The organism is Cellulosimicrobium funkei, from assembly GCF_001019615.1.
GTDB classification, from domain to species: Bacteria; Actinomycetota; Actinomycetes; order Actinomycetales; family Cellulomonadaceae; genus Cellulosimicrobium; species Cellulosimicrobium cellulans_E.
Window position 1 is genome coordinate 36,913 of record NZ_JNBQ01000013.1, and the last position, 12,615, is coordinate 49,527.

Sequence of the window (12,615 nt, forward strand, 5' to 3'; positions counted from 1 at the left end):
AGGGCGCCGGTGCCCGGTCGTCGCGACGACGACCGGGCACCGGCGTGTCCGGCTACTCCTGCTGCCAGGAGTGCCAGAGGCGCGCGTAGTCGCCGCCCGCCGCGACGAGCTCGTCGTGCGGGCCGATCTCGCTGATGCGGCCGCCGTCGACCACGGCGACGCGGTCGGCGTCGTGCGCGGTGTGCAGGCGGTGCGCGATCGCGACCACCGTCCGGCCGGCGAGCACGGCGTCGAGCGAGCGCTCGAGGTGCCGCGCCGCGCGCGGGTCGAGGAGCGACGTCGCCTCGTCGAGCACGAGCGTGTGCGGGTCGAGCAGCACGAGCCGCGCGAGCGCGACCTGCTGCGCCTGCGCGGGCGTGAGCACGTGCCCGCCCGACCCGACGGTCGTCTCCAGGCCGTCGGGCAGGGACTCCGCCCACCCGCGCGCGTCCACGGCGTCGAGCGCGTCGCGGAGCTCGGCGTCGCTCGCGTCGACCTTGGCCAGCCGCAGGTTGTCCGCGAGCGTGCCGACGAACACGTGGTGCTCCTGCGTGACGAGCGCGACCTCGCGCCGCAGGTCCTCCAGCGGGAGGTCCACGAGCCGTACGCCGCCCGAGCGGACCGAGCCGGCCGTGGGCGGGTGGATTCCGGCGAGCATGCGCCCGAGCGTCGACTTGCCCGCGCCGGACGGGCCGACGACGGCGATCCGCTCGCCCGGTTCGAGGTCGAGCGAGACGCCGTGCAGCACGGGGTGACCCTCGCGGTAGGCGTACTCGACGTCGCGCGCGACGAGCCGGTCGCCGTCGGGCACGTCGCCCGTCGCGGTGCGGTCGCCCGGCACCTGCGCGACGCCGACGATCCGGGCGTACGACGCCGCGGCGACCTGGATCTCGTCGAGCCAGAAGATGAGGTTCCACACCGGGCCGGCGAGCTGGAACGCGTAAGTCGTCACCGTGGCGACGGCGCCGAGCGTCGTCTGGCCCTGCGACAGCAGCCACGCGCCCCACACGAGCGCCGCGACGGGCGCGATCGCGATCGCGAGGTCGATGCCCGGGAAGAGCACGGTGCGCAGCCCGAGCGTGTACCGCTCGGACTCGTACGCCTCGGTGAGGTCGGCCCGCACGCGGGCCTTGCGTCGCTCGGTGAGCGAGAGCGCGTCGACCGTGCGTGCCCCCTCCACGTTCTCCGTGATGGTGCCGTTGAGCGTCGCGTACGCGGCGGCCTCGCGCTGGTAGCCCGCCGACGCGCGCTTGAGGTACCAGCGCGAGACGACGACGAGCAGCGGGACGCCGACGAACAGCGCGATCGCGACCAGCGGCGCGACGACGACCGACGCCACGACCGTGAGGACGAGCGTCACCACCGCCACGAGGAGCTGCGGCACGCCGAACCGCACCGCGTGCTGGATCCGGTCGACGTCGTTGGTCGTGCGCGCGACGAGGTCGCCCGTGCCCGCGCGCTCGACGGTCGACAGCGGGAGCGAGGTCACCGTCTCGACGAGGTCCTCGCGCAGCTCGGCGAACACCGTCTCGCCGAACACCATGGACAGGCGCTGCGCGTACCGGCGCAGCACGGCCTGCGCGACGACGGCCCCCGCGCCGACGGCGACGACGGTCGTCACGTAGGACGAGGTCGTGCCCTCGGTGACCGCGTCGACGAGCCGGCCGAGCAGCCACGGCCCGACGAGCCCGGCGACGGCGGCCAGCGTATGGAGGACGGCGATCAGGACGAACGTGCCGCGGTGGCGGGCGAAGAGCCGCCCGGCGGCGGCGCGGACGGCGGGGCCGTCGGCGACGGGGAGCTTCACGACTCTCCTCCTTCGGGTGCGGTGCGAGCGAGGACGGTGGACTCGTCGAGCGAGCGCCCGACGACGCGCAGGTAGCGGGCCGCGTCGTCGTCCGGCGCGGCGCCGGGCGCGTGGGCGCGGTCCACGAGGTCGCGGTGCGTGCCGCGCGCGGTGACGCGACCGCCCTCGAGGAGCAGGACCTCGTCGACGTGCTCGAGGACGAGCGGCGACGCGGTGACGACGAGCGTCGTGCGCCCGCGCCGGGCGTCCGCGAGGCTCGCGGCGATCCGTGCCTCGGTGTGGGCGTCGACGGCGCTCGTCGGCTCGACGAGCACGAGGACCTCGGGCTCGGTGAGCAGCGCGCGCGCCAGGGCGACGCGCTGGCGCTGGCCGCCCGAGAGCGACCGGCCCTTCTCGGGCAGCTCACCCGCGAGGCCGTCGGGGACGGAGTCGAGCACGTCGTGGGCGTCGGCGACCGTGACGGCGGCGAGCACGTCGGCCTCCGTGGCGGAACCCCGCGGGTCGAGCTCGTCGCGCAGCGCGCCGGAGAACAGCTGCGGCGTCGCCTCGGCGACCACGACCCGGTGCCGGAGCGCGTGCTTGTCCAGGTCGGCGAGGAGCGTCCCGCCGAGCCGCACGGGCGTGGCGGTCTCCGCGGCGTCGTCGAACCGGCCCAGGCGGGTCGCGACGGCCGCCGACGCGTCGGGGTCCGCCGAGACGAGCGCGACGACGCGGCCCGGCTCGAGGACGAGGCCGCTCGTCTCGTCGACGAGGTGGCTGCCCTCGGGCGGCATGGGCGCGGTCGCCGGGGTCGCGCCCGCGGCGGGCTCGACCGCGAGGACGCGCACGATCTTGCGCGACGCGACGTGGGCGCGCGTGGCGATGTTGAGCATCTGGGTCGCGACCTGGAGGGGCCAGCCGAGGAAGGCCGCGTACCCGTAGAACGCGACGAGCTGCCCGGGCGTGATGTCGCCGGCCAGCGCCGCCGTCGCGCCGAGGTAGACGACGAGCACGACGAGGAGGCCCGGCAGGAGCACCTGGAGCGCGTCGAGCGTGGCCTGCGTGTGCGCGACCTTCACGCCGGCCTCGCGGACCTTCTGCGACTGCCGCGCGTAGCGGCCGACGAACACGCCCTCGCCGCCGATGCCGCGCAGGATCCGCAGGCCGGAGACGGTGTCGGCGCCCAGGGTCGTGAGGCGGCCCTGCGCCTCGCGCTGCGCGGCCTGCCGCTGCTGGAGCGGCTTGACGAGCAGGGCCAGCACGGCCGCGACCACGGGCAGGCCCAGCACGACGACGAGCCCGAGCTGGAGCGACGTCGTGAGCATGATGACGGCCACCACGACGTATGCGCCGAGCGCGCCGAGGAACTGGCCCATCATCGAGAAGAGCTGGCCGACGCGCATGGCGTCGCTCGCGACCGTCGACACGACCTCGCCCGTGGGCAGCTCCTCGGTGATCGCGTCGCCGGAGCGCGCGGTGACGTCGCCCACGAGCTGGGACGTCGTGAGCGCGGAGCGCAGCCAGTTCGCGATGTCGAACCGGTGCTGCGTCACGCCCGTGACGACGATCCCCAGGCCCAGCGCGAGCAGGAGGCCCGCCCAGCGCCACAGCTCCGGCCCGAACCCCTCGGCCAGCCCTTCGTCGAGCGCGCGGCCGAGCATGTACGGCTGGAACGCCTGGCACGCGAAGTTGGCGAGGCCCAGCAGCACGGAGACGGTGAGCACGGTCCACTGGCGCCTGGCCAGCCACAGCAGGTAGCGCGTCGGTCCGCGCAGGTCGGGGGTCCCCGGGTCGGGGAGGGGGAGGGGTCGCACGGTGTTCTACCCTAGGTTCGGCGTCCGACACGCGGCGACGCTTTAACCGCTGCGACCGCGTCACACGCCACCGCGCGCGGCAGGGACCGCCGCGGCCGTCTCGCCCGGAACGAGGACCTCCCCCATGACCACGCAGGACCCGGCCACGCCCACCCCGACCGACGCGCCCGCCGACGTGGCCACGCCGAGCACGGAGGCCGCGCGCACCGCGATCCGCAAGGCGCGCGGCGCGCTCGCCCGCTACCGGGTCCTCGCGATCATCACGGGTGTCATGCTGCTCATCCTGTGCGTCGAGATGCTCGTCAAGTACGGGGTCGGCCAGTTCGTCGACGTCGACGGGATCATGCGGTACGTCTCCTGGATCCCCTTCGCGCACGGTTGGATCTACGTGGTCTACCTCGTCACGGTGCTCGACCTGTGGGCCAAGATGCGCTGGGGCTGGGGCCGGCTCGCGACCATGGTCTTCGCGGGCGTCGTGCCGGTCATGTCGTTCATCCTCGAGAAGAAGGTGCACGCCGAGGCCGAGGCCAAGCTCGCTGTCCTGGAGGAGCAGTACGCGTCATGACGGCGGCCCTCGCGCCCCTCGTCGCGCCCGGTCCCGAGCTGACCACCGCCGAGCTCGAGCGGTACGCGCGCCACCTCGCCCTGCCCGGCGTCGGCCCCGAGGGCCAGCGTCGTCTCGCTGCCGCGCGCGTGCTCGTCGTCGGCGCGGGCGGCCTCGGCAGCCCCGCGCTGCTCTACCTCGCCGCCGCGGGCGTCGGCACGATCGGCATCGTCGACGACGACGTCGTCGACACGTCCAACCTCCAGCGCCAGGTGATCCACGGCGGCTCCGACGTCGGCCGTCGCAAGGTCGACTCCGCGCGCGACGCGATCGCCGACGTCAACCCGCACGTGCGCGTCGTCGAGCACGCGCTGCGCCTCGACGCGGACACCGCGCTCGACGTGCTGCGCGGCTACGACGTCGTGCTCGACGGCGCCGACAACTTCCCCACGCGCTACCTCGTCTCCGACGCGGCCGAGGTCCTCGGCCTCCCCGTGGTCTGGGGCTCGATCTACCGCTTCCAGGGACAGGTCAGCGTCTTCTGGGGCGCGCCGCGGTTCGCGGTGCCCGACGACGTCCCGCTCCCGGGCGCCGCGGCTCCCGTCGGCCCCGGGGACGGCGAGGGGCGAGGCGTCACGTACCGCGACGTGTTCCCCGTCCCGCCGCCGCCCGGTGCCGCGCCCGACTGCGCGACCGGCGGGGTGTTCGGCGCGATGTGCGGGACCGTCGGCTCCGTCATGGCGACCGAGGCGATCAAGCTCGTCACCGGTGCCGGGACGACGCTGCTGGGCCGCCTCGCCGTCTACGACGCGCTCGAGCTCTCGTGGCGCCAGCTCACCGTGCGCGCCGACCCGACGCGCGAGCCCGTCACCGCGCTCCTGCCGGGCGACGACGCCTACGCCGCGTTCTGCGGGCTCGCCCCGGCGACGTCGGGCAGCAAGCCGGTCGCGGGGGAGCGCGACGTCGCCGCCCGCGACGCCGCGGCCCTGCTGGGTCACGACGGCGCGGCGCCGTACCTCCTCGACGTGCGCGAGGACTGGGAGGCGCAGGTGCGTCCCCTGCCCGGGTCGACCCTCGTGCCGAGCGGGACGTTCCTCACGGGCGACCCCGCCGCGGCGCTCGCGGCCCTCCCGACGGACCGAACCGTGCTCGTCCTGTGCGCGGTCGGCGCCCGCTCGGCCCGCGTCGCCGACGTCGCCCGCGCGGCGGGGATCGACGCCCGCTCGGTGGTCGGCGGCGTCCCCGCCCTCCTCGACGCCCTCGCGGCGCCCTCCCCGGCCACGTAGGCCGCGCCCCCCGTGCCGAACAGGTGATCGTGGCGCGTCCTGGTTCGCTGACGAGCCAGGACGGCCTGTCCGGCATGCCGGGGTGGCCTGGTCGCCGGAGTCAGAGGGCGAGGTCGAGGCGGCCGTCCGGCGACGAGCTCGCGAGGGCGCCCTCGCGGCGGGGGATGCGGCCGGCACCGGCGGCGAGGCGGCCCGACTCGACGGCGAGTCGCATCGCGTGCGCCATGCGGACCGGGTCGGCGGCGCGCGTGACGGCGGTGGCGAGCAGGACGCCGTCGCACCCGAGCTCCATGGCGAGCGCGGCGTCGGACGCCGTGCCGATCCCCGCGTCGAGGATCACGGGCACCCGGGCTGCGGCGGCGATCGCCTCGATGTTGCGGGGGTTGAGGATGCCGAGGCCGGTGCCGATCGGCGCGCCGAGGGGCATGACGGCGGCGCACCCGACGTCCTCGAGCCGGCGCGCGAGGATCGGGTCGTCGTTGGTGTAGGGCAGCACGACGAACCCGTCGCGCACGAGCTGCTCGGCCGCCTCGACGAGGCCGACGGGGTCGGGCAGGAGCGTGACGTCGTCGGCGATCACCTCGAGCTTGACCCACTCGGTGCCGCACGCCTCGCGCGCGAGGTGCGCGGTCAGCACGGCCTCGCGCACCGAGAAGCACCCGGCCGTGTTGGGCAGCGCACGGATGCCGAGGCGCGCGAGGAGCGCCCAGATCCCCGAGTCGGGGCTCGCCTCCCCGCCGGCGCGCACGGCGACGCGGCGCATCGCGACGGTCGTCAGGGCGGTGCCCGACGCGACGAGCGCGTCCTCGAGCGTGAGCAGGTTCGCCGCCCCGCCGGTGCCCATGACGAGGCGCGACCCGATGGTCGTGCCGGCGACGACGAGCGGGTCGTCGCCGTCGGACGGCCGGCTCGTGGGCGCGGGGGAGATGTCGGTCGTGGTCACGGGTCCTCCTCAGCCGCCCTGGACGGCGGTGACGATCTCGATGCGGTCGCCGGGCGCGACGACGGTCGTCGCCCACGAGCCGCGCGGCACCACGGCGTCGCCCACCGCGACGGCAACTCCTTGCGGCGTCCCGTCGGCGACGTACGCGGGGACGAGCGCCGCGACGAGCTGCTCGAGGTGCACGGGGGCGTCGAGCGGGTACGGCTCGCCGTTGACGAGCGCGGTCGGAGCGGGTGGGGTCACGGGAATCACCTCGGTGTCGTGGTGGAGAAGGCGGCCGACCGGGCGGCGTCGAACCCGGGGTCGTTCCCCGGATCCGACGCGAACCCGGGGACAACCCCGGGTTCGGCGAAGCGGTCGGTGCGGGTCGGGGAGAGGGCGGTGGTGGCCTCGGCCGGGAGCGCGGCACCGGTGAGGCCGGCGACGACCGCGTCGGCGGTGAGCGGCGCGAGCAGGATGCCGTTGCGCCCGTGCCCGGTCGCGAGGTGCAGCCCCGGGACGACGGTCGGGCCGACGAGCGGCAGGTTGTCCGGGGTCGCGGGGCGGGCCCGGGGCGTCACGTCGACAAGCGCGGCCTCGTCGATCCCGGGCAGCAGGGCGCGCGCGTCGCGCAGCAGGGCGAAGACGCCGCCCGCGGTCGCGCGGCGGTCGTCGGGGTTCTCCTCGGTCGTCGCGCCGACGACGACCTCGCGGTGCCCCGCGCAGCCGTGACCCTGCCCGTCGGGTACGGGGTCGCGCGGCACCACGTACACCGGCCGCCCCTGCACGACCCCGCGCACGACGTGCTCGAGCGCGAGGTCCGGCCCGGCGTCGAGGCGCAGCGTCTGCCCCTTGACCGGCCGCGTCGGCACGACGACGCCCGGGACGTCCGCGAGCAGCGCCCCGGACTCCCAGCCCGCCGCGACGACGACCGCGCCCGCCGCGTGGAGCCGGCCCGCGTCGTCGCGCACCCCCACGACGCGCCCGGACGGGTCGAGCGCGAGCCGCCTCGCCGACGCCCGCACGACGGCGGCGCGCGCCCCGGCGCCGCCGTCCGCGCTCGCGAGCGTCCCCGGCCCGGCGCCCCTGGCGAGCGCGCCGAGCAGCACCGCGTGCGTCGCGCGCGGGTCGACCGCGTGGTCGGCGGGCGCCCAGGCCGCGCCCGCGACCCGCGGGCCGAGGTAGGGCTCGCGCCGACGGGCGTCGGCCACGGTGAGCTCGTGCGACGCGAGGCCGTGCGCGGCGTGGAGGGCGAGGAGGCGCCGGAGCAGCGCGAGGTCGTCGCCGTCGTACGCGACCGTAAGGGTGCCCGCGGTGCGCAGGCCGACGTCGGCACCGGTCGCGGCGTGCAGGTCGGCCGCGAAGCCGGGCCATGCCGCGGCGGCGGCGAGGTGCAGGCGCAGCGCGTCGTCCTCGCCGAAGTCGGCCTCCGTGACCGGGGCGAGCATCCCGGCGGCGGCGTGCGTCGCGCCGTCGCCCGGCGACGGGTCGAGCACCGTGACGGTCAGCCCCGCGCGCGCCGCCCGCCACGCCACGGCGAGACCCACGATCCCGCCACCCACGACGACGACGTCGCGCGCGCCGTCGGGCACGGCAGGACCGGCTCCCGGCAGGCGGGGCCCAGGACGGACAGGGGTGTGCATGCGCGCTCCCTTCGCTGGCATGACCCAGATCAGGTTCGACGGTCGGCTCCGACGCCCTCTCAGCCCCCGTGGGGGGCTCCCGTGCTGTCGGCCACAGTACCGCCTGCTCCGGACGGGCCGCCGCTAGGCTCCGGCGGGTGAGCACCGAGACCTTCGCCACTCCCGCCCCGCAAGCTCCGGACGCCGCGCGGACCCGCCTCGCCGACGCGCGCCTCTACCTGTGCACGGACGCGCGCGAGGAGCGCGGCGACCTCGAGGACTTCCTCCGGGCGGCGCTCGCGGGCGGAGTCGACGTGGTCCAGCTCCGCGACAAGACGCTCGACGTCGCGCGCGAGCTCGAGCTCCAGGAGCTTGTCGCGCGGGTCGCGACGGAGCACGGCGCGCTGTGGGCGGTCAACGACCGGGCGGACGTCGCACAGCTCGCGGGCGCGCCCGTCGTCCACATGGGTCAGGGGGACCTGCCCGTCCCCGCGGTGCGAGCCCTGCTCGGCGGCGGCCCCGTGCTCGGCCGGTCGACGCACTCGGCCGACCAGGCGGCCGCCGCCGAGGCCGACCCGGACGTCGACTACTTCTGCGTCGGACCCCTGTGGGCGACGCCGACCAAGCCGGGGCGGGCGGCCGTCGGGCTCGACCTGCTGCGCGCGGTCGCCGCGACGCGGCCGAGCACGCCGTGGTTCGCCATCGGCGGGATCGACGCGGACCGGCTCGACGCGGTGCTCGACGCCGGGGCGACGCGCGTCGTCGTCGTGCGGGCGGTCACGCAGGCGAGCGACCCCGAGGCCGCGGCCCGCGCGCTGCGCGACCGGATCGTCGAGCGTGTGGCCGAGCGCGCCGCCGAGCCCGCCGGCGCCTGAGACGCGGGACGGGACCGCGCCGCGCGGCGACTATCCTGGAGCGGTGACGTCACCCGCCACCGCTCCCGACACCCCCACCACCGCCGAGGTCGCCGCGACCCCGCGCCCCGTGCTCGTCGTCGACTTCGGCGCCCAGTACGCGCAGCTCATCGCGCGCCGCGTGCGCGAGGCCAAGGTCTACTCCGAGATCGTGCCGCACACCTTCACGGTCGAGCAGATGCTCGCGAAGGACCCGGTGGCGATCATCCTCTCCGGCGGTCCGTCGTCGGTGTACGCGACCGGCGCCCCGTTCGTCGACCCGGCGCTGTTCGCGGCCGGCGTGCCCGTCATGGGCATCTGCTACGGCTTCCAGGCCATGGCGAAGGCGCTCGGTGGCGAGGTCGCCCAGACGGGCCTGCGCGAGTACGGCGGCACCGAGGTCGAGGTGTGCGCCGCGGGCGTGCTGCTCGAGGGGACCCCCGAGAACCAGACCACGTGGATGAGCCACGGCGACGCCGTGCACCGCGCGCCCGAGGGCTTCGAGGTCCTCGCGACGTCGGCCGGCTCGCCCGTCGCGGCGTTCGAGAACACGTCGCGCCGCCTCTACGGCGTGCAGTGGCACCCCGAGGTCAAGCACTCCGCGCACGGCCAGACCGTGCTGGAGCACTTCCTCTACGAGGGCGCAGGGCTCGCCCCGGACTGGACGCCGGGCAACGTCATCGCGGACCAGGTCGCGGCGATCCGCGCCCAGGTCGGCGACGCGCGCGTGATCTGCGCGCTCTCCGGCGGCGTCGACTCCGCGGTCGCGGCGGCGCTCGTGCAGCGCGCGGTGGGCGACCAGCTCACGTGCGTGCACGTGGACCACGGGCTCATGCGCGCGGGCGAGGTCGAGCAGATCGAGCGCGACTTCGTCGCGGCGACCGGCGTCAACCTGGTCATCCGCGACGAGAAGGAGCGATTCCTCACCGCGCTCGCGGGGCACAGCGACCCCGAGACCAAGCGCAAGATCATCGGCCGCGAGTTCATCCGCGTGTTCGAGGACTCCGCGCGCCAGATCGTCGAGGACGCGGGCGAGCACGGGGCCGAGGTCAAGTTCCTCGTCCAGGGCACGCTCTACCCGGACGTCGTCGAGTCCGGCGGCGGCGAGGGCGCGGCGAACATCAAGAGCCACCACAACGTCGGCGGCCTGCCGGACGACCTGCAGTTCTCGCTCGTCGAGCCGCTGCGCACGCTGTTCAAGGACGAGGTCCGCGCGGTCGGCCGCGAGCTCGGCGTGCCCGAGGAGATCGTCGCCCGCCAGCCGTTCCCCGGCCCCGGCCTCGGCATCCGCATCGTCGGCGAGGTCACGGCGGACCGCCTGGAGACGCTGCGCGCCGCCGACGCGATCGCGCGCGAGGAGCTGACGAAGGCGGGACTCGACAACGAGATCTGGCAGTGCCCCGTCGTGCTGCTCGCCGACGTGCGCTCGGTCGGCGTCCAGGGCGACGGCCGCACCTACGGCCACCCGATCGTGCTGCGCCCCGTCTCGTCCGAGGACGCGATGACGGCGGACTGGACGCGCCTGCCCTACGACGTGCTGTCCGTCATCTCGACGCGCATCACCAACGAGGTGGCCGAGGTCAACCGGGTCGTGCTCGACGTGACGAGCAAGCCCCCGGGCACCATCGAGTGGGAGTGATCTCCTAGCGGGACGGACGGGCCCGACGATCCACGGCGATCGTCGCGGCCCGTTCGTATGCCGCCTCCACGTCGGCGAGCACGCGCGGCCAGCCCGCTGACGACGGCACGTCGCGGTTGTGCGCGACGATCCGGTCGAGCAGGCCGTCCTCGGTCGCGAGGCGCACCAGGGCGTCCGTGAGCCCGGCGTCGTCGTCCGCGAGGAGCGCGTCGACGCCGTCCGTGAGGCGTTCCGCGACGCCCGACTGCGAGCGGGTCAGGACGGCGAGACCGGCAGCCTGGCCCTCGAGCGCCGCGATCCCGAACGCCTCCTCGACGGCGGGCGCGGCGAACACGTCGGCGCGCGCGTAGAGCCGCTTGAGCCCCGTCGCGTCGAGGCGGCCGGGGAGCGACACGACCGACCCCAGCCCGTGCTCCGCGACGAAGCGCCGCGCGTCGGCCAGCTCGGGGCCGTCCCCGGCGAGCGTCACGTGGAGCGCGCCCTCGGGGAGGCGCGCGACGGCGTCGCGCACGACGTCGAGGAGCGGCAGCACGCGCTTGCGCGGCGCGAACCGCGTCGCCGCCACGACGTGGACGGCCGCGCCCTCCATGCGGTCGGCGCGCTCGGTGCGTGGCACGCGCCACGCGTCGAGATCGAGGCCGTTGTGCAGCACCACGACCTCGCCGTGGTCGCCGACGATGCGGCGCAGGGGAGCGGCGGTCAGCTCGCTCACCGCCGACCACAGCACGGGCCAGCGTGACCACCGCACGACGCGGTCGAGGCCGGCGAACGCCTTCTCCGCCCCACCCCAGACGCTGTGCACGGTGAGCACCGCGGGCAGCCCCGCGCGCACGACCGTGCGCAGCGACGCCTGGGTCGAGGGCGTGAGCACGCCCATGTGGAGGTGCACGACGTCGGGCCGGTCCGCGCGCAGGATCCGCGCCACGTGGTGCGGCGCGCGCGGGTGGACCGGGTAGCCGCCCGGGACGCGCGCGGCGAGCCGGTGCACCGTGACGTCACCGTCGCGCTCGGTCGACACGCCGTGCGCGCCCGGGCGCGCTGGCGTCGTGCAGACGACCTCGACGTCGTGACCGGCGGCCGCCTGCTGCTGCGCGAGGCGCGCGACCTGGGTCTCGATCCCGCCGAGCAGGGGGAGGTAGCAGTCCGTCAGGTGGGTGATGCGCACGGACGGCATCCTCCCATCCGGGCATGGCGCTGAGGTGCGCGTTCGCCGCGCGGTCCGTCGTCGTCGTCGCTACCGTGGGTCCCGTATGGGTGGTTCGACCGCCCTGCGGCGGACCCGCGCCCGCGGGTCGCGGACCGTGGTGCGGCAGCAGGTGGGTCCTGACGAAGGGGAGAACGCGCCATGTCGAGCACCGTCACCGTCACGCCGGCCAAGGGGGCGCGAGGCATCGGCCTCGTGTCGATCATCGCCGGCATCGTCCTCCTCCTCGCGGGCATCGGCACCTGGATCGTGGTGGCGAACCAGCTGTCCGCCGAGGAGATCACCGTCTCGGACGACGCGTCGTTCCTGGCGGGCCGCCACGTCAACGGTCCGCTCACCGCGTACGCGCAGGCCGAGGTCATCAACAAGCACGCGCTCGAGGCGAGCGGCGGCCAGACGTACGCCGAGCTCGACCAGGACGACCCGACGCGGCAGACCGTCATGACGGCGTCGTTCCTGCGGGCGTCGCTGTTCACGTCCGTCGTCGCGTTCGGGGTGTGCGCCCTGGTCATGGGGCTCGGCATCCTGTTCATCCTCGTCGGCATCGCGCTCCGGCGGCTCGCGGGCGGCCCCAGCGTGGCCGTCGAGACGCCGGGGGCGTACACGTCGTCGGGCGACCTGTCGGACGCGGGTCGCCACGCCGCCCCCTCGCACGCGGAGCCCGCGCCGACCGCGCCGCCGGTCCGCCCGGAGCCCACGCGCCCGGTCGAGGCGCCGGGCCGCACGTCCGCACTCTCGACACCCGGAGCCGAGGCTCGTGCGGCCGCGACGCCGGTCGAGCCGACGGGTGCCGCGGGGACGGGCACCCCGTCCGCCCCGGGGGCGTCGCCGGCCGCGTCGCCCGACACCACGACGCCCACGACCGGCCCCACGGGCACCCCGCCCGAGCGCCGGGGTGACGAGCCCACCCCCTGATCGTCCCGGCC

11 protein-coding genes and 1 riboswitch are annotated in these 12,615 nt (G+C 75.9%); of the genes, 5 read left to right on the forward strand and 6 right to left on the reverse strand.

The window, feature by feature from the left end:
* Positions 1-52: 52 nt before the first annotated feature.
* Together FB00_RS11535 and FB00_RS11540 are read right to left on the reverse strand one after the other, a co-directional pair.
* On the reverse strand, positions 53-1,786 hold the full coding sequence (locus FB00_RS11535; RefSeq protein WP_047233064.1) for an ABC transporter ATP-binding protein: 1,734 nt from the start codon (positions 1,784-1,786) through the stop codon (positions 53-55).
* Complete coding sequence (locus tag FB00_RS11540) at positions 1,783-3,579, reverse strand: ABC transporter transmembrane domain-containing protein (protein WP_047233065.1); 1,797 nt, start codon at positions 3,577-3,579, stop codon at positions 1,783-1,785. Before FB00_RS11540 ends, FB00_RS11535 begins: the two co-directional genes overlap by 4 nt.
* Before the next feature lie 124 nt (positions 3,580-3,703).
* Between FB00_RS11540 and FB00_RS11545 the strand changes: the two genes are divergently transcribed.
* A complete protein-coding gene (locus tag FB00_RS11545) occupies positions 3,704-4,144 on the forward strand; it encodes a DUF3817 domain-containing protein (protein ID WP_082141242.1) in 441 nt (146 codons plus the stop codon).
* A complete protein-coding gene (locus tag FB00_RS11550; protein ID WP_047233066.1) occupies positions 4,141-5,409 on the forward strand; it encodes a ThiF family adenylyltransferase in 1,269 nt (422 codons plus the stop codon). The genes FB00_RS11545 and FB00_RS11550 overlap by 4 nt, the downstream gene beginning before the upstream one ends.
* A gap of 100 nt (positions 5,410-5,509) precedes the next feature.
* On the opposite strand, the gene FB00_RS11555 is transcribed toward FB00_RS11550, so the two are convergent.
* The 3 genes from FB00_RS11555 to thiO all read right to left on the reverse strand — a co-directional run bounded on the left by FB00_RS11555 (position 5,510) and on the right by thiO (position 7,974).
* Positions 5,510-6,253: a thiazole synthase gene (locus tag FB00_RS11555; protein ID WP_047233105.1), complete on the reverse strand. Its 744-nt coding sequence runs from the start codon at positions 6,251-6,253 to the stop codon at positions 5,510-5,512.
* Between the two features lie 108 nt (positions 6,254-6,361).
* Positions 6,362-6,595 (reverse strand): sulfur carrier protein ThiS, encoded by a 234-nt coding sequence (thiS, locus tag FB00_RS11560; RefSeq protein ID WP_047233067.1) that lies wholly within the window; start codon positions 6,593-6,595, stop codon positions 6,362-6,364.
* A gap of 5 nt (positions 6,596-6,600) precedes the next feature.
* A complete protein-coding gene (gene thiO, locus FB00_RS11565; protein ID WP_082141243.1) occupies positions 6,601-7,974 on the reverse strand; it encodes a glycine oxidase ThiO in 1,374 nt (457 codons plus the stop codon).
* A 4-nt stretch (positions 7,975-7,978) separates the two neighbouring features.
* A riboswitch (TPP riboswitch) is annotated at positions 7,979-8,059 on the reverse strand.
* A 52-nt stretch (positions 8,060-8,111) separates the two neighbouring features.
* Between thiO and thiE the strand changes: the two genes are divergently transcribed.
* Both thiE and guaA read left to right on the forward strand, forming a co-directional pair.
* A complete protein-coding gene (thiE, locus tag FB00_RS11570; protein ID WP_047233068.1) occupies positions 8,112-8,828 on the forward strand; it encodes a thiamine phosphate synthase in 717 nt (238 codons plus the stop codon).
* Between the two features lie 43 nt (positions 8,829-8,871).
* Positions 8,872-10,485, forward strand: a complete 1,614-nt coding sequence (guaA, locus tag FB00_RS11575) for a glutamine-hydrolyzing GMP synthase (RefSeq protein WP_047233107.1) — start codon at positions 8,872-8,874, stop codon at positions 10,483-10,485.
* 4 nt (positions 10,486-10,489) lie between these two features.
* Here guaA and FB00_RS11580 read toward each other — a convergent pair whose 3' ends face one another.
* A complete protein-coding gene (locus FB00_RS11580) occupies positions 10,490-11,650 on the reverse strand; it encodes a glycosyltransferase family 4 protein (RefSeq protein ID WP_047233108.1) in 1,161 nt (386 codons plus the stop codon).
* A 180-nt stretch (positions 11,651-11,830) separates the two neighbouring features.
* Here FB00_RS11580 and FB00_RS23105 point away from each other — a divergent pair, with 180 nt between their 5' ends.
* Positions 11,831-12,604 carry a hypothetical protein gene (locus FB00_RS23105; RefSeq protein WP_197088800.1) on the forward strand — a complete coding sequence of 258 codons (774 nt, stop codon included), beginning with the start codon at positions 11,831-11,833 and terminating at the stop codon, positions 12,602-12,604.
* Positions 12,605-12,615 lie beyond the last annotated feature (11 nt).